We start from the raw sequence: 22819 nt of genomic DNA on the forward strand, positions 1-22819 counted from the left end.
TCGCGCCTCAGGGAAACTCCCGAGCCGGAATTATGAAATTCGGGTTGTCTAGACAAGTCGCGATCGCTACACTTCAATCCATCCCGAACTTGTCTAGACAGGATTGCACCCATGATTACGTTGACCCCCGGCCACCTGACCCTCCCGCAACTGCGCCGGATCGCACGCGAGTCCGTGCAGTTGCAGCTCGATCCCGCGAGCTTCGCGAAGATCGACGCGGGTGCGAAGGCCGTCGCCGACATCGCGGCGAAGGGCGAGCCCGCGTACGGCATCAACACGGGCTTCGGCCGGCTGGCCAGCACGCACATCCCGCACGACCAGCTCGAGCTGCTGCAGAAGAACCTGGTGCTGTCGCATGCGGTCGGCGTGGGCGAGCCGATGGCGCGCTCGTCGGTGCGGCTGCTGATGGCGCTGAAGCTGTCGAGCCTCGGCCGCGGTCATTCGGGCATCCGTCGCGAGGTGATGGACGCGCTGATCACGCTGTTCAACGCCGACGTGCTGCCGCTGATCCCGGTGAAGGGGTCGGTCGGCGCATCGGGCGATCTCGCGCCGCTCGCGCACATGTCGGCCGTGCTGCTCGGCGTCGGCGAAGTGTTCATCCGCGGCGAACGCGCGAGCGCGCTCGACGGGCTGCGCGTCGCGGGCCTCGCGCCGCTGACGCTGCAGGCGAAGGAAGGCCTGGCGCTGCTGAACGGCACGCAGGCGTCCACCGCGCTCGCGCTCGACAACATGTTCGCGATCGAAGACCTGTACCGCACCGCGCTGGTCGCGGGCGCGCTGTCGGTCGACGCGGCCGCCGGCTCGGTGAAGCCGTTCGACGCGCGCATCCACGAGCTGCGCGGCCATCGCGGCCAGATCGACGCGGCCGCGTCGTACCGCGAGCTGCTCGAAGGCTCGCCGATCAACCAGTCGCATCGCGATTGCGACAAGGTGCAGGACCCGTACAGCCTGCGCTGCCAGCCGCAGGTGATGGGCGCGTGCCTGGACCAGATGCGCCACGCGGCCGACGTGCTGCTGGTCGAGGCGAACGCGGTGTCGGACAACCCGCTGATCTTCCCGGATACCGGCGAAGTGCTGTCGGGCGGCAACTTCCACGCGGAGCCGGTCGCGTTCGCCGCCGACAACCTCGCGCTCGCGGCCGCGGAAATCGGCGCGCTCGCCGAGCGCCGCATCGCGCTGCTGATCGACGCGACGCTGTCGGGCCTGCCGCCGTTCCTCGTGAAGGACGGCGGCGTGAATTCGGGCTTCATGATCGCCCACGTGACGGCTGCCGCGCTCGCGTCGGAGAACAAGACGCTCGCGCACCCGGCGTCGGTCGATTCGCTGCCGACTTCCGCGAACCAGGAGGACCACGTGTCGATGGCGACGTTCGCCGCGCGCAAGCTCGCCGACATCGCCGACAACACCAAGCACATCCTCGCGATCGAGCTGCTGGCCGCCGCCCAGGGCGTCGACCTGCGCGCGCCGCATCACACGAGCCCGAAGCTCGCGCCGGTGATGGAGACGATCCGCAGCAAGGTCGCGCACTACGAGCTCGATCACTACTTCGCGCCGGACATCGCGGTGATCGCGCAGCTCGTCGGCGAGCGCGCGTTCGCGAAGATCGCACCGTTCTCGTTCGCCTCGGAACAGTGAGTCGATGAGCGCGCCGGTCTACCAGGAGATCAAGGATTTCATCCTGGGTCGCATTCACGCCGGCGAGTGGGCGGAGGGCGATCAGGTGCCCTCCGAGAACGAACTGGCCCGCGAGTTCAAGGTGGCGCGCATGACCGTCAACCGGGCGCTGCGCGAGCTGGCGGCCGAGCAGGTGCTCACGCGCATGAAGGGCGCGGGCACCTATGTCGCGCGGCCGAAGTACGAGTCGACGCTGGTGGCGATCCGCAGCATCTCGGAGGAGGTCGGCGCGCGCGGGCATGCGTATCGCGCGAGCGTGCTCGGCCTCGACACAGTGCGCGCCGACGAGGCGCTCGCCGACGAGATGCAGGTGGCCGTGCGCGCCAGGCTGTTTCATTCGCAGGTGCTGCACTTCGAGAACGACGAGCCGGTGCAGCTCGAAGAGCGGTGGGTGAATCCGGCGGTCGCGCCGGATTACGCCAAGCAGGATTTCACGAACACGACGCCGAACCAGTACCTGATGCGCGCGGCGCCGCTGCTGCGCGTCGAGTACCGGATCGAGGCGGCGGCGCCCGGCGCCGAGTTGCGCGAGCAGCTGCGGATGGACGACGTCGAGCCGTGTCTGGTTTTACATCGGCGCACGTGGTCGCAGGGCGTGGTCGCATCGGTCGCGAATCTGTGGCACCCCGGCAGCCGTTATCGCTTCACCGGGCATTTCTGATTCCCCCATTGATATTCATTTTCCTTCGGGAGCAGTCGTCATGAACCATCCGAAACACATCGATCCCCGTCTCGATCCGACCCGCACGATCCGCGCGCCGCGCGGCAGCGAGAAGGTCTGCAAGACCTGGCTGGCCGAAGCGGCCTACCGGATGATCCAGAACAACCTCGATCCCGAAGTCGCCGAGCATCCGCATGCGCTCGTCGTCTACGGCGGCATCGGGCGCGCTGCGCGCAACTGGGAATGCTACGACCAGATCCTCGCGTCGCTGAAGGATCTGAACGAAGACGAAACGCTGCTCGTGCAGTCGGGCAAGCCGGTCGGCGTGTTCCGCACGCACAAGGATGCGCCGCGCGTGCTGCTCGCCAATTCGAACCTCGTGCCGCACTGGGCCACCTGGGACCACTTCAACGAGCTCGACCGCAAGGGCCTGATGATGTACGGCCAGATGACGGCCGGCAGCTGGATCTACATCGGCAGCCAGGGGATCGTTCAGGGTACCTACGAAACCTTCTTCTCGGTCGCGAACCAGCACTTCAACGGCGACCCGTCGGGCCGCTGGATCCTGACAGGCGGCCTCGGCGGGATGGGCGGCGCGCAGCCGCTCGCGGCGACGATGGCCGGCTTCTCGATGATCGCGGTCGAATGCGACGAGACGCGCATCGACTTCCGTCTGAAGACGCGTTACGTCGACAAGAAGGCGACGACGCTCGACGAAGCGCTCGGCATGCTCGACGAAGCGAAGCGCACCGGCAAGCCGGTGTCGGTCGGCCTGCTCGGCAACGCGGCCGACGTGTTCACCGAATGCGTCGCGCGCGGCATCACGCCGGATTGCGTGACCGACCAGACGAGCGCGCACGATCCGATCAACGGCTACCTGCCGCAGGGCTGGAGCGTCGCGCAATGGCGCGAGACGCAGAAGGTCGATCCGCAGAGCATCGTGAAGGCGGCGAAGCAGTCGATGGCCGTCCAGGTGCGCGCGATGCTGACGCTGCAGGAGCGCGGCGCGGCCACGCTCGACTACGGCAACAACATCCGCCAGATGGCGCTGGACATGGGCGTCGAGAACGCGTTCGACTTCCCGGGCTTCGTGCCGGCCTATATCCGCCCGCTGTTCTGCGAAGGCAAGGGGCCGTTCCGCTGGGTCGCGCTGTCGGGCGATCCGGAGGACATCTACAAGACCGATCAGAAGGTGAAGGAGCTGATCCCCGACGATGCGCACCTGCACAACTGGCTCGACATGGCGCGCGAGCGCATCGCGTTCCAGGGCTTGCCGGCGCGGATCTGCTGGGTCGGCGTGAAGGACCGCTATCGCCTCGGCCAGGCGTTCAACGAGATGGTCAGGAACGGCGAGCTGAAGGCGCCGATCGTGATCGGCCGCGACCACCTCGACACCGGCTCGGTCGCGAGCCCGAACCGCGAGACCGAATCGATGAAGGACGGCTCGGATGCCGTGAGCGACTGGCCGCTGCTGAACGCGCTGCTGAACACCGCGGGCGGCGCGACCTGGGTGTCGCTGCACCACGGCGGCGGCGTCGGGATGGGCTTCTCGCAGCATGCGGGCGTCGTGATCGTCGCGGACGGCAGCGCCGACGCGCACGAGCGCCTCGGCCGCGTGCTGCTGAACGATCCGGCAACCGGCGTGATGCGCCATGCGGACGCCGGCTACGAACTCGCGCAGCAGACGGCCCGCGAAGTGGGCCTGAAGCTGCCGATGCTCGGCCGCTGAGCATGACGGCGCTCGACCAGGCGCCGGCCGACGCGCGGCCCGCCGTCGCGACGATCCGCGGCGCGGCGCTCGTCGCGTCGCCGTGGAAGAACGGCGGCGGCGTGACGCGCGAGATCGCGGCCTATCCGCCGGGCGCCGCGCTCGATGCGTTCGCGTGGCGCGTGAGCGTCGCGGACGTCGGCGCGGGCGGGCCGTTCTCGCGGTTCGACGGCGTCGACCGCACGCTCGTGCTGCTGTCGGGCGCGGGCATGACGCTGGCCGAAGCGGGCGGTGCGCGCCATGTGCTCGACACGCCGCTCGCGCGCGCGGACTTCGCCGGCGAAGCGGCCATCGACGCGACGCTGCACGCCGGCGCGACGCGCGACTTCAATCTGATGACGCGCCGCTCGGCCGCGCGCGCGACGCTCGCCGTGTGGCGCGCGGGCACGCATCGCGTCGAGCCCGCCGACACCGTGCTGCTGTTCTGCGCGGCCGGCGCGCTCGACGTCGCGATCGGCGGCGCGCGCTACGCACTGCAGGAACTGGACACGCTGCGGCTCGACGCGCCGCCGCGTGCGTTTGACGTCGTGGTGAGCGCGGGCGGCGCGTTGCTCGCCGTGTCGCTCACCGTCGATGCACGAGACTGAACGCATGAAACCGACTGTCTGGCATCACCTGAGGCTGTGTACACACGGCCATCCCGACGAAACGATCGACGATGCGGCGATCGTCGTCGACGAAACCGGCACGATCCGGTGGCTCGGCGCGTTCTCCGCGCTGCCGCAAGACTATGCGCACTGGCAGCGCGAAGACCTGCACGGTGCGTGGGTGACGCCGGGCCTCGTCGACTGCCATACCCACCTCGTGTACGGCGGCACGCGCGCGGACGAATTCGCGCAGCGCCTCGCCGGCGTCAGCTACGAGGAGATCGCGCGGCAGGGCGGCGGGATCGTGTCGACCGTGCGCGCGACGCGCGCGGCCGACGAGACCGCGCTGTTCGTGCAGGCCGCCGCGCGTCTGCAGCCGTTGCTCGCCGAAGGCGTGACCGCGATCGAGATCAAGTCGGGCTACGGCCTCGACCTCGCGAGCGAGCGCAAGATGCTGCGCGTCGCGCGCCAGCTCGGCGAGCGCTTCCCCGTCGCCGTCTACACGACCTTCCTCGGCGCGCATGCGCTGCCGCCCGAATATGCGGGGCGCGCCGACGCATACATCGACGACGTGTGCGAGCGGATGCTGCCGGCGCTCGCCGACGAAGGGCTGGTCGACGCGGTCGACGTGTTCTGCGAGCGCATCGGTTTTTCGCTCGCGCAGACCGAGCGCGTGTTCGACGCCGCGACGCGACGCGGGCTGCCGGTGAAGCTGCATGCGGAGCAGCTGTCGAACGCCGGCGGCACCGCGCTGGCCGCGCGCTACCGCGCGCTGTCGGCCGATCACCTCGAATTCCTCGACGAGGCCGGCGTCGCCGCGATGAAGGCGGCCGGCACCGTCGCCGTTCTGCTTCCCGGCGCGTATTACTTCATCCGCGAAACGCAGTTGCCGCCGCTCGAGCTGCTGCGCAAGCACGGCGTGCCGATTGCGCTCGCGACCGATCACAACCCCGGCACGTCGCCGCTCGAATCGCTGCTGCTGACCATGAACCTCGGCTGCACGCTGTTCCGGATGACCGTGCCGGAGGTGCTGCAGGGCGTGACGCGCCATGCGGCGGCGGCGCTCGGCCGCGCGGATCGGCATGGCGTGCTCGAGGCCGGACGCCCGGCCGATTTCGCGGTGTGGTCGATCGGCTCGCTGTCGGAGCTCGCGTACTGGATCGGCCGTCCGCTGTGCGAGCAGGTCGTGCGCGGCGGCGCGACGGTGTTTCGCCGGATCAACGGCTAGCCTTGCAACGGACCACATTGACGATGACCGAAACGACGTTGTTCGCGGATCATGCATACCTGCCCGACGGCTGGCGCCGCAACGTGCTGCTGGGCTGGGACGCCACCGGCACGCTGACCGGCGTGCGCGCCGATAGCGACGCGCCGGCGGGCGTGGCGCGCGCGGCCGGGCCCGTACTGCCCGGCATGCCGAACCTGCATTCGCACGCGTTCCAGCGCGCGATGGCGGGGCTCACCGAATACCGCGCGAATCCCGCCGACAGCTTCTGGAGCTGGCGCGACCTGATGTACCGCTTCGCGCTGAAGATCACGCCCGACGCGCTCGCGGCGATCGCGCGCTGGCTGTACGTCGAGATGCTCAAGTGCGGCTATACGTCGGTGTGCGAATTCCATTACGTGCATCACGCGCAGGACGGCTCGCGCTATCCGCAGATCGCGGAACTCGGCACGCGCGTGATCGACGCGGCGCGCGCGGCCGGCATCGGCATCACGATGCTGCCGGTGTCCTACCAGTTCGCCGGCTTCGGCAACAAGCCGCCGCGCGACGACCAGCGCCGCTTCATCAACACGCCGGACGGCCTGCTCGAACTGCTCGACGCGATGCGTCGCGTCGCGCCCGAGCATGGCGGGCTGCGCTACGGCGTCGCGCCGCATTCGCTGCGCGCGGTGTCCGAGAACGGCCTGCGTGCGTTGCTCGACGGCGTGCCCGACGATGCACCCGTGCATATCCACATCGCCGAGCAGACGGCCGAAGTCGACGACTGCGTGCGCGCGTACGGCGCGCGCCCGGTGCAATGGCTGCTCGATCGCTTCGACGTCGATGCGCGCTGGTGCGTCGTGCACGCCACGCACGTCGATGCAGCCGAGACGGCAGCGCTCGCGAAGCGGCGCGCGGTGGCGGGGCTGTGCCTCACTACCGAGGCGAATCTCGGCGACGGCGTGTTCCCGGCCGTCGACTATCTCGCGCAGGGCGGCGTGTTCGGCGTCGGCTCCGACAGTCACGCATCGGTCGACTGGCGCGCGGAGCTGCGCCTGCTCGAATACGGGCAGCGGCTCGTGCATCGCGCGCGCAACGTGCTCGCCAGCGACGCGCAGCCGCGCGTGGCCGACCGGCTGTTCGACGCGGCGCTCGCGGGCGGCGCGCAGGCGAGCGGGCGGCGCATCGGTGCGCTGCGCGAAGGCTGCCGCGCCGACTGGCTCGTGCTCGATCCCGCGCATCCGGCGATCGCCGAACACGACAGCGGCGCATGGCTGTCGGGCGCGGTGTTCGCCGAGCATGGCGACACGCCGGTGCTCGACGTGTATGCCGGCGGCGAGCGCGTCGTGAGCGGCCGCCGCCATCGCGACGAGGCCGAGGCCTATGCGGATTACCGCGCCGCGCTCGCGCAACTGCTGCGCTGACGCGCGACCCCGGCGCACGCCGCGCGCGTGCGCCGGCACACTTTTACGGTGAGGCGACATGACTGAACAACCGGCTGTATTCACGCTGAAGCAGGGCACGCTGCCGCTGCTGATCTCGATTCCGCATGCGGGCACCTACATCCCCGACGACATCGCCGCGACGATGACGCCGGACGCGCGCTTCGTCGACGATTGCGACTGGCACCTCGAGCGGCTGTACGGATTCGCCGCGCAACTCGGCGCGTCGATCCTGGTGCCGTCGCATGCGCGTTACGTCGTCGACCTGAACCGTCCGCCCGACGACGAGAACCTCTACCCGGGGCAGGACACGACCGGGCTCGTGCCGGTCGACACCTTCGACAAGGCGCCGCTGTATCGGGCCGACACGCTGCCGGGCAGCGACGAGATCATGCGCCGTCGCGACCGCTACTGGCGTCCGTATCACGACGCGCTGCAACGCGAGATCGCGCGGCTGAAGGGCGAGCACGGCCGCGTGCTCGTCTGGGAAGCGCATTCGATCCGCTCGCACGTGCCGCGCTTCTTCGAAGGCCGCTTGCCGGACTTCAACTTCGGCACGTCGAGCGGCGCGAGCGCGGCGCCTGGGCTCGCCGAGGCGCTCGCCGCCTGCGTGCACGCGCACGGCGGCTACACGGCGGTTGCGAACGGACGTTTCAAGGGCGGCTACATCACGCGTCACTACGGCGTACCGGCGAGCGGCGTAGAAGCCGTGCAGCTCGAGCTGTCGCAGATCACCTACATGGACGAGACGCGCCCGTATGCGTACGACGACGCGCGTGCCGCGCAGGTCGTGCCGTTGCTGCGCACGCTGGTGGAGACCGCGCTGGCGCATCGCGGATAGCGTGTCGCGGCGTGCGTCGTTGCATGGTGCTGCGGCGTGCCCGGTGTGTTGACGCGCCGCACAAAACGGCATCGACTGCGCCGGTCGATGCCGTTTTTTCATTCGTACGATGCGTGGAGCGACCGCCGAAAATTTGACGCAATTTTTGGGTGATATAAGCTGAATGTCAGGCAGTCGTCACGCGAGCCGGTGCGTTCAGCGTCACGCCGCATTGCCGCATTCGCTCGAACGCGACCCGTGTGCTGCCTCAATCAAGTCAGTCGAGTACGATCGTGAAAGCCGCCAGCCCATCGATACGCCGGACCCGAAGTCCGTCGGCGGGCGCGCCGCCTCAGGCCGGGTCGATCCGGCATGCTGAGCGCGGCACGCACGCCGATCTCCTGCATGCGCCTCGTCTTTTCGCCGCCTCCGACCGCGGCGTGCGCCGCTTCAACGTCGTCACCGCGCATGTGTTCAGCGCAGTGCAGTGCGACGGCAGCGCTTCATTGTTGCCCTAGCGTCCTTGTTTGTTTTCTCTTCGTGCCGCAGCGAGCGTTGCCGCGTCGCGCGCACGTGCGCGGCTGCGCGCGACGCAGCACCAGATGTCCATCGGCCGGTGCATGCGCATGCGCATGCATTGTGCGCTCGACGCGGAGGCGCTCATGCGCGCGCGGCCGATCGTAGCGGTCAGCGCCGACCGCGTGCTGCGCGGCGCACACCCGAACCACACGGCCGGCGAGAAATATCTGGTCGCGGTGGTCGACGGCGCCGGTGCGCTCGCGTTCGTGTTGCCGGCGCTGGGCGCGCGGCAGCCGGTCGACGCGATCGTCGCGTCGCTCGACGGGCTGCTGCTGACCGGCAGTCATTCGAACGTCGAGCCGCATCACTACGGCGGCCCGGCAAGCGCCGCTGACACGCTGCACGACGCCGCGCGCGACGCGACCGTGCTGCCGCTCGTGCGCGCGGCGATCGACGCCGGCGTGCCAGTGCTCGCGATCTGCCGCGGCATGCAGGAGCTGAACGTCGCGTATGGCGGCACGCTGCATCAGCGGCTGCATGCGAGCGTCGGGTTCCACGATCATCGCGAGCGCGACGGCGATCCGCTCGAGCGGCAATACGGCCCCGCACACCGCGTGCGATTCGCGCCGGGTGGCCTGCTGCAACGCATCGCGCGCGGTGCGCATGACGCAATGGTCAATTCGCTGCACGATCAGGGCATCGCGCGGCTCGGTGCGGGGCTCGCGGTCGAGGCGAGCGCGCCGGATGGGCTGATCGAGGCCGTGAGCGTGCGCGGCGCGCGCGCGTTCGCGCTGGGCGTGCAGTGGCATCCCGAATGGCGGTTCGCGGAACAGCCGCTTTCGCGCGACATCTTCGCGGCATTCGGCGCGGCGTGCCGCGCGCGCATGACGCATCGCCTTCATGCGGCCGGCTACTCGATGCCGTCTCGGGAGGCGAGCGATATCGACACCGATACTGATAACGACACCGACTAAACGAGAACGATCATGCAATCCGAACTGAGCGAATTCCTGCGTCAGCACCGCATCACCGAGGTCGAGGCGATCATTCCGGACATGGCCGGCATCGCGCGCGGCAAGATCATTCCGCGCAACAAGTTCGAATCCGGCGAGTCGATGCGGCTGCCGCAGGCCGTGATGGTGCAGACGGTCACGGGCGATTATCCGGAGGACGGCTCGCTGACCGGCGTGACCGATCCCGACATGGTGTGCGTGCCCGATCCGTCGACGATCTGCCTGATTCCGTGGGCCGTCGATCCGACCGCGCAGGTGATCCACGACTGCGTGCACTTCGACGGCTCGCCGGTCGAGATCTCGCCGCGCTATGTGCTGCGGCGCGTGCTGGATCTCTACGAGGCGAAGGGCTGGAAGCCGGTGGTCGCGCCGGAGCTGGAGTTCTATCTGGTCGACATGAACGCCGATCCCGACTTGCCGTTGCGGCCGCCGGTCGGCCGCACGGGGCGCGCGGAGACGGGGCGTCAGTCGTATTCGATCGAGGCGGTCAACGAGTTCGATCCGCTGTTCGAGGACATCTACGAATACTGCGAGATGCAGGGGCTCGACATCGAGACGCTGATTCACGAAGTGGGCGCCGCGCAGATGGAGATCAACTTCATGCACGGCGACGCGCTGTCGCTTGCGGATCAAGTGTTCCTGTTCAAGCGCACGGTGCGCGAGGCCGCGTTGCGCCACAACATGTACGCGACGTTCATGGCCAAGCCGATGGAAGACGAGCCGGGCTCGGCGATGCACATTCACCAGAGCCTCGCCGATGCGCGCACCGGCCGCAACCTGTTCGCCGACGAAGACGGCGACGTGTCGCCGATGTTCCAGAGCTATCTCGCCGGGCTGCAGAAGTACACGCCGGCGCTGATGCCGATTTTCGCGCCGTACATCAACTCGTATCGCCGGCTTTCGCGCTTCATGGCCGCGCCGATCAACGTGCAGTGGGGCTACGACAACCGCACGGTCGGCTTTCGCATTCCGCAGTCGGCGCCTGCGGCGCGGCGCATCGAGAACCGGATTCCGGGCGTCGACTGCAACCCGTACCTCGCGTTCGCGGCGACGCTCGCGGCCGGTTATCTCGGTCTCACGCAGCAGCTCGCGCCGACCGAGCCGATCGCTTCGGATGGCTACGACCTGCCGTATCAACTACCGCGCAATCTCGAGGAGGGCATCTCGCTGATGGCCGCGTGCACACCGCTCGCCGGCATTCTCGGCGACAAGTTCGTGAAGGCGTATCTGGCGTTGAAGGAGACGGAGTACGAGGCGTTCTTCCGCGTGATCAGTTCGTGGGAGCGCCGTCATTTGCTGCTTCATGTGTGAGGGGCGCGAGGGGAAAGGGGAGTCGATAGGATCGAACGGAGCGCGGCCAGCGCCGGCGCAGCGATGGGCTGGTTCGGGCGCGGCGACGAATGGTTCACTCAGCTACATTCCGCCTCCGGACCGGACTTGCTCGCGATGGCTAAGGCGTGGCGTCGGGCCATGTGTCGATGAGCGGGGGCGGCATTCATGAACGCGTCGCGTGGGCGATACGCGCGTTGTGGCGAACACGGCGAGTCTATTGGCGGCCGTCCTGGATATCGGGAACGGTGTAGAGGCGGGGCGGCGCTTACGTGGCTCGATACCGCCTCGGCGGAGAACACCGTCACGATCTTGGCCATCCGACACCAGAAGGAAGCGGGGTACTGATCATGGCCGCGGATGAGCGCAACGCGCGGATCAACGTGCTCCACCGCGAGGCAGTGGTCATACGGATCGCGTAGAAACTGGCCGGTCGGCTTTGACGCGACGCCGCATTGCGATTAGAATCCGTGCCGCGGGGTGGAGCAGTCTGGCAGCTCGTCGGGCTCATAACCCGAAGGTCATAGGTTCAAATCCTATCCCCGCAACCAACATCGAAGCCCGCTATGCGAAAGCAAGCGGGCTTTTTGCTTTCGCGCGAGAGCGCCGCCGGCATGGGTACATGACCGAGCGGCGCATGACACTCAGCGCAATTGGCACGCAATGGTGTACCCACTCGCCGAGGACTCGAATCTCGAGGCTGGCGGGTTGCATATTGCCTCGCGGCGTCCTGTATGGAATGAATCACTGCGGCCAAAGGCCAAGAAGGTTGGGGCGCAAGGTGCGTTCGGCCAGCGTAGCGAGAGGATCTCGCTACGGCGCATCGGAGTTTGGATCGCCAAGACGACTACCGGCAGGACGTGTTTGCTTCGACATCCACCAGGCCGGTAGACGCCGGGGTTGGCACCAGACACCTCGAAGAAGAAGTGTGACAAGAATGTGCCGACAATCCGGTTGGGCGAGAGGACACTTAACGAACAATTCGCCAAGTGCTGACCCGGAAAGCAAGAAGGGCCGGCGATTGCCGGCCCTTCGAATCTTTGGTGGGCGGTACTGGGATCGAACCAGTGACCCCTGCCGTGTGAAGGCAGTGCTCTACCGCTGAGCTAACCGCCCAAAGAAGCTGAAATTATGTCAGAGCTTTTTCGCTCCGTAAAGTACTTTCTTCAAATATTTTTGCGGGCCGCTGCGAACGGACCGCGCACGCAAGCACCGCTCCGCTCGCATATCCCCAAAAGCAAACGGCACCGCGCGATGCACGGTGCCGTTTGCTCGACATCGCGCCGCGACGCCCCCGTCGCAACGCGCATCGCGTCAGCCTTCGGTCGGCGGCACGTAGCCGGACGCCTGGTCCGCGCCGTCGCCGAAGAAATACTTCTCGGTCTGCTTCATCAGGTACTGACGCGCGCGCGGGTCGGCCATGTTCAGGCGGTTCTCGTTGATCAGCATCGTCTGCTGCTTGAGCCAGCCTTGCCATGCTTCCTTCGAGACGCTTTCGTAAATGCGCTTGCCGAGCTCGCCCGGCAGCGGCGGGAAATCGAGACCTTCGGCTTCCTTGCCGAGCTTCGCGCATTGGATCATTCGAGCCATCGTGTACTTCTCCTGTAATCGGTCTGGGGGAAGGGCAGTCGTACCTGCGCTCAGAGCTGCTTCATCAGCACGAGCGACTTGCGCTGCCAGTTGTAGAGCTTGCGGCGGTCTTCCGGCAGGTCGTCGACGCTGACCTTGACGAAGCCGCGCTTGAGGAACCAGTGCTCCGTGCGCGTCGTCAGCACGAAGATATGCGTGAGCCCGCGTGCGCGCGCACGCTGCTCGATGCGCTTGAGCAGGCGCTCGCCGTCGCCCGAGCCCTGCGCTTCCGGCGCCACCGTCAGGCACGCCATCTCGCCGATCTTTTCCTGCTGGTACGGATACAGCGCCGCACAGCCGAACAGCACGCCATCGTGCTCGATCACCGAGAAATGGTCGATGTCGCGTTCGATCTGGTGACGCCCGCGCCGCACCAGCGTGCCGTCGGACTCGAGCGGCTCGATCAGCGACAGGATGCCGCCGACGTCGTCCGGCGTCGCCTCGCGCAGGCTCTCCAGATTCTCGTACGAGATCATCGTGCCGACGCCGTCGTGCAGGAACAGTTCGAGCAGCATGCTGCCGTCGAGCGATTGCGGAATCAGATGCGCACGCGTCACGCCGCCGCGGCATGCGCGAATCGAATGCTTCAGGAAGAACGCATCGTCGCCCTGAATGTTGCCCGAATCGAGCAGCTCGGCGGCCGCATCGAGCGACATTTCGCGGACCAGCTCGCCTTCGTCGTCGACGATGCCGGGCGCTTCGGTCAGGAAGATGATCTTGTCGGCGCGCAGCGCGATCGCGGCGGCCGACGCGACGTCTTCCATCGACAGGTTGAACGCCTCGCCGGTCGGCGAGAAACCGAGCGGCGACAGCAGCACGAGCTTGCGGCTCGCGAGCGAATGACGGATCGACTCGGCGTCGATCTTGCGCACGATGCCGGTGTGCGCGAAGTCCACGCCGTCGAGAATCCCCACCGGCCGTGCGGTCACGAAGTTGCCGGACACGACGCTGATGTGCGCATGCGCCATCGGCGAGTTCGGCAGCCCCTGGCTGATCGCGGCCTCGATGTCCAGCCGCACTTCGCCGGCCGCCTCCTTCGCCGATTCGAGCGCGCGCGCATCGGTGATGCGCAGCCCGTGCGAGAACTCCGACTCGACGCCATGCAGGCTCAGCTGCTCCTCGACCTGCGGCCGCGAGCCGTGCACCAGCACGATCTGGATGCCCATCGCCTGCAACAGCGCGATGTCCGACACGAGCGCGTTCAGCAGCCCTTGCTGCACCACCTCGCCACCGAACCCCACGACGAACGTGCTGTTGCGGAACTTGTGGATATAGGGCGCGACGGAGCGCATCCAGTCGACGAACTGCGCGTGGCTGACGGCCGAATCGTCGGGAGCCGGCGGCGTCGTGGCGCCGGTCTGGGCGGGAGGGAGGTCGGTTTGGGAATTCATGGGCGGGATTATAATGCGCCCCCATGTCGAATGTACCTAAAAGTCCCGCGCCGACGCGGGCCAACGCGGACCCGGCGCAGCACCCGGACGGTGCAGCCGATGCGCGTCAGCAGCCGGGCCGGCAGCAGCAATCGCGGCAGGGCGGCAAGCCGCCGCGCGACGACGAACGGCGCCGCGATGCGGGCCAGCCGGCCGCGCCGGCTACGCGCGCGGCCGACGGCGAGCGTACGCCGCGTCGCGAACGTGCGCCGCGCGCGCCGGTCGCACCGAACCCCGTCCCGAAGATCAGCTATCCGGAAAGCCTGCCCGTGTCGGGCCGGCGCGACGAGATTGCGCGCGCGATCGCCGCGCATCAGGTCGTCATCGTTTGCGGCGAAACAGGTTCGGGCAAGACCACCCAGCTGCCGAAGATCTGCCTCGATCTCGGCCGCGGCCTCGGCGCCGGCGGCACGGGCCTGATCGGCCACACGCAGCCGCGGCGGCTCGCCGCGTCGTCGACGGGCCGGCGCATCGCCGAGGAGCTCGGCACGCCGTTCGGCGAAGTCGTCGGCTACAAGGTGCGCTTCACCGACAACCTTGCGCCGGGCGCGTCGGTCAAGCTGATGACCGACGGCATCCTGCTCGCCGAGACGCAGAACGATCCGCTGCTGAAAGCGTACGACACGCTGATCATCGACGAGGCGCACGAGCGCAGCCTGAACATCGACTTCCTGCTCGGCTACCTGAAGGAGATCCTGCCGCGCCGGCCGGACCTGAAGCTGATCGTCACGTCCGCGACGATCGACGCCGACCGCTTCGCGCGCCATTTCGGCAGCGACGCGCGCCCGGCGCCCGTGATCGAGGTGAGCGGGCGGCTGTATCCGGTCGAGGTCCGCTATCGGCCGGTGGCCGAGGACCGCCCGGCCGTGAAGAACGCCGAAGGCACCGGCGGGCGCGACCGCGTGAAGACCGCGCGCGAGGCCGAACGCGACCTGATGGACGCGATCGTCGACGCGGTCGACGAACTGTGCCGCGAAGGCCCCGGCGACGTGCTGGTGTTCCTGCCCGGCGAGCGCGAGATCCGCGACGCGGCCGAGGCGCTGCGCAAGCACCATCCGCCGCACACCGAGATCCTGCCGCTGTTCGCGCGGCTGTCGGCGGCCGACCAGGACAAGGTGTTCAAGGCGTCGAACGCGCGCCGCATCGTGCTCGCCACCAACGTGGCCGAAACGTCGCTGACCGTGCCGGGCATCCGCTACGTCGTCGACACCGGCCTGGCGCGCGTGAAGCGCTATTCGTACCGCAACAAGGTCGAGCAGCTGCAGGTCGAGTCGATCTCGCAGGCCGCCGCGAACCAGCGCGCGGGCCGCTGCGGCCGCGTGGCCGACGGCATCTGCATCCGTCTGTACGAAGAAAGCGACTTCCAGGCGCGCGCGCGCTTCACCGATCCGGAAATCCTGCGCTCGTCGCTCGCGGCGGTGATCCTGCGGATGAAGTCGCTGCACCTCACTGCGATCGAATCGTTTCCGTTCCTCGAGCCGCCGCCCGGCCGCGCGATCGCCGACGGCTATCAGCTGCTCAACGAGCTCGGCGCGGTCGACGACGACAACGCGCTGACGCCGCTCGGCCGCGAGCTCGCGCGCTTGCCGCTCGACCCGCGCGTCGGCCGGATGATCCTCGCCGCGCGCGACCAGCAGGCGTTGCGCGAAGTGCTGATCATCGCGAGTGCGCTGTCGGTGCAGGATCCGCGCGACCGTCCGAGCGACGCGCAGGAGCAGGCCGATCAGGCGCACCGCCGGTTCGCCGACGAGCGCTCCGAATTCCTGCAATGGCTGAAGATCTGGGCGTGGTTCGAAGAGGCCGTCGCGCACAAGAAATCGAACCGCCAGCTGATCGATGCGTGCCGCCAGAACTTCCTGTCGCACCTGCGGCTGCGCGAATGGCGCGACGTTCATTCGCAACTGCTGACGGTCGTGCGCGAGCACGGCTGGCGTCTGAACGAAGCCGAGGCAACCTACGAGCAGATCCATCTGGCCCTGTTGACCGGCCTGCTCGGCAACCTCGGCCTGAAGGCCGACGACGATCCGCATTACCTCGGCGCGCGCGGGATCAAGTTCTATCTGTGGCCGGGCTCCGCGCTCGCGAAGAAGGCCGGCCGCTGGGTGATGGCGGCCGAGCTCGTCGAGACGAGCCGGCTGTACGCGCGCTGCCTCGCGAAGATCGAGCCGGAGTGGGTCGAGAAGGTCGGCGCGCATCTGTTGAAGAAGTCGCTGTCGGAGCCGCATTGGGAGAAGCGTCCCGCGCAGGTCAGCGCGTTCGAGCGCGCGACGCTGTACGGGCTGCCGATCTACCATCGGCGGCGCGTCGCGTTCGGCCGGCAGGACCCGGCGCGCGCCCGCGAGCTGTTCATCCGCGGCGCGCTGGTCGAAGGCGAATTCGACACGCGGCTGCCGTTCTTCGCGCACAACCGAAAGTTGCTCGCCGACATCGAGCAGCTCGAGCACAAGTCGCGCCGCCAGGACGTGCTGGTCGACGACGAGCTGATCTACGCGTACTACGACCAGGCGATTCCGCAAGGCATCCATACGGGTGCGGCGTTCGAGCGCTGGTATCGCGACGAGGTGAAGAAGGGCGGTCAGCCGGAGGACAAGCAGCGCCTGCTGTATCTGTCGCGCGACGACCTGATGCGTCACGAGGCGGCCGGCGTGACGACCGAGCTGTTCCCGAAGCGCATGACGATGGCCGGCGTCGAGATGGCGCTCACCTACCATTTCGAGCCCGGCACGCCGCGCGACGGCGTGACGCTCGCGGTGCCCCTGTACGCGCTGAACCAGGTCGACGCGCGCCGTTGCGAATGGCTGGTGCCGGGGATGCTGAAGGAGAAGGTGCAGCTGCTGCTGAAGTCGCTGCCGCAGAAGCTGCGCCGGCACTGCGTGCCGCTGCCCGAGTACGCGGCCGGCTTCGTCGAGCGCATGGGTCGCGAGCGCTTCGGCGCGGGCGGCCTCGTCGACGCGCTGATCGCCGACGTGCGCGGCGAAACGCAGGTCGCGATGAAGACGGCCGACTTCAAGCTCGAGACGTTGCCCGCGCACCTGTTCATGAACTTCAAGGTGATCGACGAGCACGGGCGCCAGCTCGCGATGGGCCGCAATCTCGCGCAGCTGCGCCAGGAGCTCGGCGCGCAGGCGCAGCAGCAGTTCCAGAAGATCGCGGCCGCGTCGTCGATCGCGGCGAGCGGCGATGCGGCCGGCGACGCCCCGGCCGGCGCATCGGCGCCGGGCGGAGCGGGTGCACCAGGCGCGCTGGCGAAGGGCGGCAAGCCGGCCAGGGGCGCGGCGCCGCATACGGCGGCGCCCGCGGAAGCCGGCGCGACCGCGCTGTACGAGAACCTGACGACGTGGAATTTCGGCAAGCTTCCCGAGCTGCTGGAGATCCGCCGGCGCGGCCAGACGCTGTACGGCTATCCGGCGCTCGTCGATCGCGGCACGCATTGCGACGTCGAGGTGTTCGACTCGCCCGAGGAAGCCGCGCGCATCCATCGTGCGGGCTTGCGGCGGCTGTTCGCGCTGCAGCTGAAGGAGCCGATCAAGTTCCTCGAGAAGAACCTGCCGGGGCTGCGCGAGATGGCGATGCAGTACATGTCGCTCGGTACGCAGGACGAACTGCGCGATCAGCTGATCGACACGGCGCTCGACCGCGCGTGCCTGCAGGAGCCGCTGCCCGACGACGACGCGAGCTTCCACGCGCGCCGCGACGAGGGCCGCAGCCGCCTGAACCTGCTCGCGCAGGAGATCGCGCGGCTCGTCGCGCAGATCCTCGCCGAATACGCGGGGCTCGCGAAGAAGCTCGCGCAGGCGAAGCCGTTCGCGCAAGCGCACGCCGATCTGCAGCAGCAACTCGCGGCGCTGGTCGGCAAGCGCTTCGTGATCGACACACCTTACGTGCAGCTTGCGCACTTTCCGCGCTATCTGAAGGGCATCGCGCTGCGGATCGACAAGCTGAAGGCGGACCCGGCGCGCGACGCGAAGCAGTTCGCCGAGCTGCAGCCGCTCGTCCAGCAGTACCAGCGCGCGGTGTCGCAGCGCGGCGGCGTCGTCGATCCGCGGCTCGCGGAATTCCGCTGGCTGCTCGAGGAACTGCGCATTTCGCTGTTCGCGCAGGAACTGCGCACGCCGATGCCTGTCTCTGTCAAGCGTCTGCACAAGGTGTGGGAGTCGATGCAGCGCTAGCGCCGCCGCGGCCCGATGCACGTCACGGCGAGCGGCCACGGCCGGTCGTCGCGGCGTGCGTCGAAATGGCGCAATGCTGTCCGCGGTCAACCGGGCGGGCCGGTCGGGCGTTTTACAATGACAGTAGTTCCACGACGTGAGTCTTCATGCGCACTTTCCTCTCCTTCGGCCGCACGCTCGCGCTGGCCGCCGCCGTGCTGGCGCCCGCCGCACACGCGAATAACGTGATCATCCTCAACTCGGCCGAGGCGACGCTTTCCCTGATCGATCAGCAGACCCGTCAAGTCGTGGCGACCATGCCGACCGGCAAGGAGCCGCATCACCTGATGGCGACGCCCGACAATTCGTCGCTGATCGTCGCGAATTCGGTCTCGAACAGCCTGATGTTCGTCGATCCGAAAACGGGCAAGCTGCAGCGCACCGTCGAAGGCATCGAAGATCCTTACCAGCTCGGCTTCTCGCCCGATCGCAAGTGGTTCGTGTCGACCGGGCTGCGCCTCGATCGCCTCGACATCTATACGTACGACGGCCACGACGTGCATCTCGCGAAGCGCCTGCCGCTCGCGGTGATGCCGAGCCACCTCGCGTTCACGAAGGACAGCAAAACGGTGCTCGTGTCGCTGCAGGTGTCCGGCGAGATCGCGGCGGTCGATCTGGCGACGCAGACGCTCAAGTGGCGGATGAAGGTCGGCAAGGTGCCGGCCGGCCTGTGGCTCACGCCGGACGACAAATACCTGCTGGTCGGGATGACCGGCTCGGATTACGTCGCGGTGGTCGACTGGCGCAACCAGAAGATCGTCAAGCAGATCGTCACCGGCAACGGCGCGCACAACTTCCGTTCGCTCGCCGACGGCACGCACGTCGCGATCACCAACCGCGTCGCCAACACGATCAGCATCATCGACGAAAACACGCTCACCAACGTCGGCGACATCACTGGCCTGCTGCCGGGGCCGGACGACATGGAGCTGTCCGCCGACCGGAAGACGCTGTGGGTGACGTTCCGCTTCGCGAAGAAGGTCGGGATCATCGATCTCGCGTCGCGCAAGCTGGTGCAGACGATTTCCGTCGGCCGATCGCCGCACGGTATCTACTTCTACGACCGCGCGCCCTGGAAGGCGGCGAACGGCGCGTGACGAGCGGAGACGAACGATGCTGCACCTGATCGATGCGTTCGTGTCGGACATCCAGACCTGGCTGTACATCGACGTCGTGCAGCCGCTGCTGTTCAAGTTCAACCTGATGGGCTACGACGAGGGCACCTACGACGCGCTGTACTGGGTGATCGTCGGCGCGCTGCAGATGGTCCTGATGTTCGCGGTGCTGCGCCCGCTCGAGGCGCTGCTGCCGGTCGAACGCTGGACCAACCGCCGCGCGGTGCGGGTCGACGTGATCTACACGGCGATCGCGAAGCTCGGCATCTATTCGCTGTTCTTCTTCTTCGCGCTGCAGCCGCTGTTCGACCGTTTGCAGGGCTGGTTGCGGCTGCACGGCGTGTCGAACGTCAATCTGGACTATTTGTGGCCGGGCGTGACGTCGCAGCCGATCGTCGCGTTCGCGATCTACCTCGTGGTGCTCGATTTCGCCGGCTACTGGTATCACCGCTGGGAGCACAAGTTCGGGATCTGGTGGGAGCTGCACGCCGTGCATCACAGCCAGCGGCAGATGTCGCTGTGGTGCGATGACCGCAACCACCTGCTCGACAACGTGATCCAGTCGTGCTTCTTCGCGACGATCGCGCTCGTGATCGGCGTGACGCCGTCGCAGTTCGTCGTGCTGACCGCGTTCACGAACTTCATCCAGAGCATCCAGCATGCGAACGTGCGGCTGCGCCTCGGCTGGCTCGGCGAGCGCCTGATCGTGAGCCCGACGTTCCACCGGCGTCATCATGCGGTCGGCTACGGTCACGAAGGCACCAAGTACGGCTGCAACTTCGGCGTGCTGTTTCCGTGGTGGGACATGATGTTCGGCACCGCGTCGTGGAACCGCACGGTCGAGCCGACCGGCATCCGCGAGCAGATGGAGGGCGTGTCCTACGGCGACGGCTTCTGGGCGCAGCACGGCCTCGCGTTCGTGCGGATCTTCCGCCGGCTCGTGCCGGCGAAGCGCGGTGCGGCCTCGGCCTGACGCGTCGTTTCCCGTCGAGCGGTAGCCTGCGCGGCCCGCATGTGCTTTGGCGCATGCGGGCCGCGTGGTTTATCCTTTCCCCATTTTTCATCGTCGATACAGGGTCCGCATGAACGATCTGCTGCGCTCCTTCCTCCGCGCGTTCGCGAGCGCGCTGCATCCGCGCATGCTGTGGCTCACGCTGATGCCGTTCGTCGTGTCGGCGCTGTTCTGGGGCGTCGTGCTGTGGTTCTCGTGGCAAACGCTGATCGACGCGGCACGCGGCGCGCTCGACGGCTTCGTGCTGACCGCCGCGCTGTACCGCGCGTTCGACGCGTTGGGGATGTCGCAGCTGCATGCGGTCATCGCGCCGTTCATCGTCGTGTCGCTCGCGATCCCGTTGATCGTGCTGACCGTGCTGTTGCTGATCGCGACGATCTCGATGCCGGTCGTGATCAAGCACCTGGCGAGCCGGCAGTTCGCCGCGCTCGACGCGAAGCGCGGCGGCACCTTCTTCGGCAGCGTGGCCAATTCGCTCGGCGCAGCGCTGGTCGGCGTCGTGCTGCTCGTCGTGACGATCCCGCTGTGGCTGATTCCGCCGTTCTTCGCGCTGCTGCCGCCGGTGATCTGGGGCTGGCTCACCTATCGCGTGATGACCTACGACGCGCTCGCGCTGCACGCGAGCCGCGACGAGCGCCGCGAGCTCGTGCGGCGCCACCGCTGGCCGCTGATCGGCATCGGCGTCGCGACCGGCCTGCTCGGCACCGTGCCGACTTTCGTGTGGGTGTCGTCGGTCTGGATGATGGTGCTGTTTCCGTTCGTCGCGGCGGCCATGATCTGGGTTTACGCTTTCATTCTCGTTTTCTCGGCGCTGTGGTTCGGGCACTACTGCCTGCGCGCGCTGGACGACCTGCGCGCGAGCTCGCGCGCCACCGCAATTGACATGGGGCAGGCATGAGCATCGGCATCATCATCATCGGCGACGAAATCCTTTCCGGCCGCCGGCAGGACAAGCATCTGGCGAAGGTCATCGAGCTGCTCGGCGCGCGCGGGCTCGCGCTCGACTGGGCCGAATACGTCGGCGACGATCCGGCACGGATCACCGCGACGCTCGCCCGCGCGATCGCATCCGGCGACATCGTGTTTTCGACGGGCGGCATCGGCGCGACGCCGGACGACCACACGCGCCAGTGTGCGGCCGCCGCGCTCGGCGTGCCGCTCGAGTTGCACCAGGAAGCGCGCGCGCTGATCGCCGAGCGCATCCGCGAGACGCAGCCCGACGCAAGCGCGCCGGTCGACTTCGATTCGCCGGAGAACCAGCACCGTTTCAACATGGGCGTGTTCCCGGTCGGCGCGACGATCATCCCGAACGGCTACAACCGGATTCCCGGCTTCTCCGTCGGCGATCTGCATTTCGTGCCGGGCTTCCCGGTGATGGCGTGGCCGATGATCGAATGGGTGCTGGACACGAAGTACGCGCATCTGCACCATGCGACGCCGCACGCGGAGCGCTCGCTGTACGTGTTCGAGCTGCCCGAGTCGACGCTGACGCCGCTGATGGAGCGGATCGAACGCGACTTCCCCGGCGTGCGCGTGTTCAGCCTGCCGAGCGTCGGCGACGCCGAGCGCGGCGGCATCTATGCGCGCCGGCACATCGACCTCGGCGTGAAGGGCGAGCCTGAAGCGGTCGCGGCCGCGTTCGTGAAGCTGCGCGAAGGCGTGCATCTGCTCGGCGGCGACGTCGTCGAGCCCGATGCGCCGCGGGCGTGAGCGTCGCGTAGATCGCGCACGATTCTCTCGGCGCGTACAGCGCGCATGGCCCGCTGAACGGGCCGTGCAAAAGAGGCGGGCCGCGCAACGCGGCCCGTCATCGGGGTGTCATCGCCCGGCTCGACGATGTCGCAGTCGGGCGTGCGGGAACGGATGCGCGTTCAGGCGCCGATCCACGGCAGTTTCCGGAAGCACCAGCCGTCGACCGTCTTGCGATGGCCTTCGGCATCCTTGCCGCCCTCGAACCCTTCGAGCAGATCGAAAGCCTTCGTGAAGCCGGCCTGCCTGGACGCGACTGCCGCGAGCTTCGAGCGTGCAGCGCTGCGGCACAGGAACAGCACCGGCGTATCGGGCGACACGGCCGCCTTCAGCTGCTCGACGAATTCCGTGTTCGGCACGCCGCCGGGATAGCGCGTCCACTCGATGTGCAGATACTGGCCGTCGCCGACGAGCGGGCGGCCGATCCAGTCGAGCTCGGCGCGCGTGCGCACGTCGACGAGGCGGGCGGACGGGTCGAGCTGGAGCAGTTCGAACGCCTCGACGGGCAGCAGGGCGCCCGCATAGTCGAGCGCGCTCTCGGCGCGGCGTTGATCGGCCTTCGCGTAAAGCTGGTCGAGCGTACTCATGGCAGGAGGTCTCCGTATCGGTCAAACGAACATTCTAGCGCGCCGGTGCCGCGCGGACGTCGGTACGCTGGC

At 67.9% G+C, this 22819-nt stretch carries 18 protein-coding genes and 2 tRNA genes; 16 read left to right on the plus strand and 4 right to left on the minus strand.

Annotated elements, in window-relative coordinates; all coding sequences use genetic code 11:
* Positions 1–111 precede the first annotated feature (111 nt).
* The 11 genes from hutH to AK36_RS18505 all read left to right on the plus strand — a co-directional run bounded on the left by hutH (position 112) and on the right by AK36_RS18505 (position 11568).
* Positions 112–1635 (plus strand): histidine ammonia-lyase, encoded by a 1524-nt coding sequence (gene hutH / locus AK36_RS18460; protein WP_014723315.1) that lies wholly within the window; start codon positions 112–114, stop codon positions 1633–1635.
* Between the two features lie 4 nt (positions 1636–1639).
* The gene (hutC, locus tag AK36_RS18465) at positions 1640–2335 is read left to right on the plus strand and encodes a histidine utilization repressor (RefSeq protein WP_011885452.1); all 696 of its coding nucleotides are present in this window, start codon (positions 1640–1642) and stop codon (positions 2333–2335) included.
* A 40-nt stretch (positions 2336–2375) separates the two neighbouring features.
* On the plus strand, positions 2376–4064 hold the full coding sequence (gene hutU, locus AK36_RS18470; protein WP_011885451.1) for a urocanate hydratase: 1689 nt from the start codon (positions 2376–2378) through the stop codon (positions 4062–4064).
* Between the two features lie 2 nt (positions 4065–4066).
* Positions 4067–4690: a HutD/Ves family protein gene (locus AK36_RS18475; RefSeq protein WP_045578945.1), complete on the plus strand. Its 624-nt coding sequence runs from the start codon at positions 4067–4069 to the stop codon at positions 4688–4690.
* Positions 4691–4694: 4 nt separating this feature from the next.
* Positions 4695–5918, plus strand: a complete 1224-nt coding sequence (hutI, locus tag AK36_RS18480) for an imidazolonepropionase (protein ID WP_045578946.1) — start codon at positions 4695–4697, stop codon at positions 5916–5918.
* Between the two features lie 23 nt (positions 5919–5941).
* Positions 5942–7318, plus strand: coding sequence for a formimidoylglutamate deiminase (locus AK36_RS18485; protein ID WP_045579441.1), 1377 nt, complete (start codon positions 5942–5944; stop codon positions 7316–7318).
* Positions 7319–7376: 58 nt separating this feature from the next.
* On the plus strand, positions 7377–8177 hold the full coding sequence (gene hutG / locus AK36_RS18490; protein ID WP_045578947.1) for an N-formylglutamate deformylase: 801 nt from the start codon (positions 7377–7379) through the stop codon (positions 8175–8177).
* 272 nt (positions 8178–8449) lie between these two features.
* Positions 8450–8674 carry a hypothetical protein gene (locus AK36_RS31360; RefSeq protein ID WP_080938748.1) on the plus strand — a complete coding sequence of 75 codons (225 nt, stop codon included), beginning with the start codon at positions 8450–8452 and terminating at the stop codon, positions 8672–8674.
* 144 nt (positions 8675–8818) lie between these two features.
* Positions 8819–9649, plus strand: coding sequence for a gamma-glutamyl-gamma-aminobutyrate hydrolase family protein (locus tag AK36_RS18495; protein WP_045579442.1), 831 nt, complete (start codon positions 8819–8821; stop codon positions 9647–9649).
* A gap of 12 nt (positions 9650–9661) precedes the next feature.
* Entirely contained in the window at positions 9662–10999 is a 1338-nt protein-coding gene (locus tag AK36_RS18500) for a glutamine synthetase family protein (RefSeq protein WP_045578948.1), read from the plus strand.
* Between the two features lie 492 nt (positions 11000–11491).
* Positions 11492–11568 (plus strand) — tRNA-Met (locus AK36_RS18505).
* 490 nt (positions 11569–12058) lie between these two features.
* Here the strand turns inward: AK36_RS18505 and AK36_RS18510 are convergent.
* The 3 genes from AK36_RS18510 to argA form a co-directional block, all read right to left on the minus strand.
* Positions 12059–12133 (minus strand) — tRNA-Val (locus tag AK36_RS18510).
* 198 nt (positions 12134–12331) lie between these two features.
* Positions 12332–12607 carry an oxidative damage protection protein gene (locus AK36_RS18515; RefSeq protein ID WP_006478357.1) on the minus strand — a complete coding sequence of 92 codons (276 nt, stop codon included), beginning with the start codon at positions 12605–12607 and terminating at the stop codon, positions 12332–12334.
* Positions 12608–12657: 50 nt separating this feature from the next.
* Complete coding sequence (argA, locus tag AK36_RS18520) at positions 12658–14037, minus strand: amino-acid N-acetyltransferase (RefSeq protein WP_014723300.1); 1380 nt, start codon at positions 14035–14037, stop codon at positions 12658–12660.
* A 23-nt stretch (positions 14038–14060) separates the two neighbouring features.
* Between argA and hrpA the strand changes: the two genes are divergently transcribed.
* From hrpA to AK36_RS18545, 5 genes are all read left to right on the plus strand, one after another.
* Positions 14061–18245 (plus strand): ATP-dependent RNA helicase HrpA, encoded by a 4185-nt coding sequence (gene hrpA / locus AK36_RS18525; RefSeq protein WP_045578949.1) that lies wholly within the window; start codon positions 14061–14063, stop codon positions 18243–18245.
* Between the two features lie 146 nt (positions 18246–18391).
* Positions 18392–19381, plus strand: coding sequence for a YVTN family beta-propeller repeat protein (locus AK36_RS18530; protein WP_011885441.1), 990 nt, complete (start codon positions 18392–18394; stop codon positions 19379–19381).
* A gap of 16 nt (positions 19382–19397) precedes the next feature.
* The gene (locus tag AK36_RS18535; RefSeq protein WP_011885440.1) at positions 19398–20372 is read left to right on the plus strand and encodes a sterol desaturase family protein; all 975 of its coding nucleotides are present in this window, start codon (positions 19398–19400) and stop codon (positions 20370–20372) included.
* Positions 20373–20481: 109 nt separating this feature from the next.
* The gene (locus AK36_RS18540) at positions 20482–21309 is read left to right on the plus strand and encodes an EI24 domain-containing protein (RefSeq protein ID WP_014723297.1); all 828 of its coding nucleotides are present in this window, start codon (positions 20482–20484) and stop codon (positions 21307–21309) included.
* The gene (locus AK36_RS18545) at positions 21306–22121 is read left to right on the plus strand and encodes a competence/damage-inducible protein A (protein ID WP_011885438.1); all 816 of its coding nucleotides are present in this window, start codon (positions 21306–21308) and stop codon (positions 22119–22121) included. Before AK36_RS18540 ends, AK36_RS18545 begins: the two co-directional genes overlap by 4 nt.
* Positions 22122–22282: 161 nt before the next feature.
* Here the strand turns inward: AK36_RS18545 and AK36_RS18550 are convergent, their stop codons facing one another.
* The gene (locus AK36_RS18550) at positions 22283–22747 is read right to left on the minus strand and encodes a rhodanese-like domain-containing protein (protein WP_034194564.1); all 465 of its coding nucleotides are present in this window, start codon (positions 22745–22747) and stop codon (positions 22283–22285) included.
* Positions 22748–22819: the final 72 nt, after the last annotated feature.

The sequence above is a fragment of the Burkholderia vietnamiensis LMG 10929 genome, assembly GCF_000959445.1.
Classification (GTDB): domain Bacteria; phylum Pseudomonadota; class Gammaproteobacteria; order Burkholderiales; family Burkholderiaceae; genus Burkholderia; species Burkholderia vietnamiensis.

Coding starts and splice junctions, on each gene's coding strand:
- hutH (WP_014723315.1), top strand. CDS start 112: ATGATTACGTTGACCCCCGGCCACCTGACCCTCCCGCAACTGCGCCGG.
- hutI (WP_045578946.1), top strand. CDS start 4,695: ATGAAACCGACTGTCTGGCATCACCTGAGGCTGTGTACACACGGCCAT.
- AK36_RS18515 (WP_006478357.1), bottom strand. CDS start 12,607: ATGGCTCGAATGATCCAATGCGCGAAGCTCGGCAAGGAAGCCGAAGGT.
- hutC (WP_011885452.1), top strand. CDS start 1,640: ATGAGCGCGCCGGTCTACCAGGAGATCAAGGATTTCATCCTGGGTCGC.
- hrpA (WP_045578949.1), top strand. CDS start 14,061: ATGTCGAATGTACCTAAAAGTCCCGCGCCGACGCGGGCCAACGCGGAC.
- hutG (WP_045578947.1), top strand. CDS start 7,377: ATGACTGAACAACCGGCTGTATTCACGCTGAAGCAGGGCACGCTGCCG.
- AK36_RS18530 (WP_011885441.1), top strand. CDS start 18,392: ATGCGCACTTTCCTCTCCTTCGGCCGCACGCTCGCGCTGGCCGCCGCC.
- AK36_RS18475 (WP_045578945.1), top strand. CDS start 4,067: ATGACGGCGCTCGACCAGGCGCCGGCCGACGCGCGGCCCGCCGTCGCG.
- AK36_RS18545 (WP_011885438.1), top strand. CDS start 21,306: ATGAGCATCGGCATCATCATCATCGGCGACGAAATCCTTTCCGGCCGC.
- AK36_RS18485 (WP_045579441.1), top strand. CDS start 5,942: ATGACCGAAACGACGTTGTTCGCGGATCATGCATACCTGCCCGACGGC.
- argA (WP_014723300.1), bottom strand. CDS start 14,037: ATGAATTCCCAAACCGACCTCCCTCCCGCCCAGACCGGCGCCACGACG.
- AK36_RS18535 (WP_011885440.1), top strand. CDS start 19,398: ATGCTGCACCTGATCGATGCGTTCGTGTCGGACATCCAGACCTGGCTG.
- AK36_RS18540 (WP_014723297.1), top strand. CDS start 20,482: ATGAACGATCTGCTGCGCTCCTTCCTCCGCGCGTTCGCGAGCGCGCTG.
- AK36_RS18495 (WP_045579442.1), top strand. CDS start 8,819: ATGCGCGCGCGGCCGATCGTAGCGGTCAGCGCCGACCGCGTGCTGCGC.
- AK36_RS18500 (WP_045578948.1), top strand. CDS start 9,662: ATGCAATCCGAACTGAGCGAATTCCTGCGTCAGCACCGCATCACCGAG.
- AK36_RS18550 (WP_034194564.1), bottom strand. CDS start 22,747: ATGAGTACGCTCGACCAGCTTTACGCGAAGGCCGATCAACGCCGCGCC.
- hutU (WP_011885451.1), top strand. CDS start 2,376: ATGAACCATCCGAAACACATCGATCCCCGTCTCGATCCGACCCGCACG.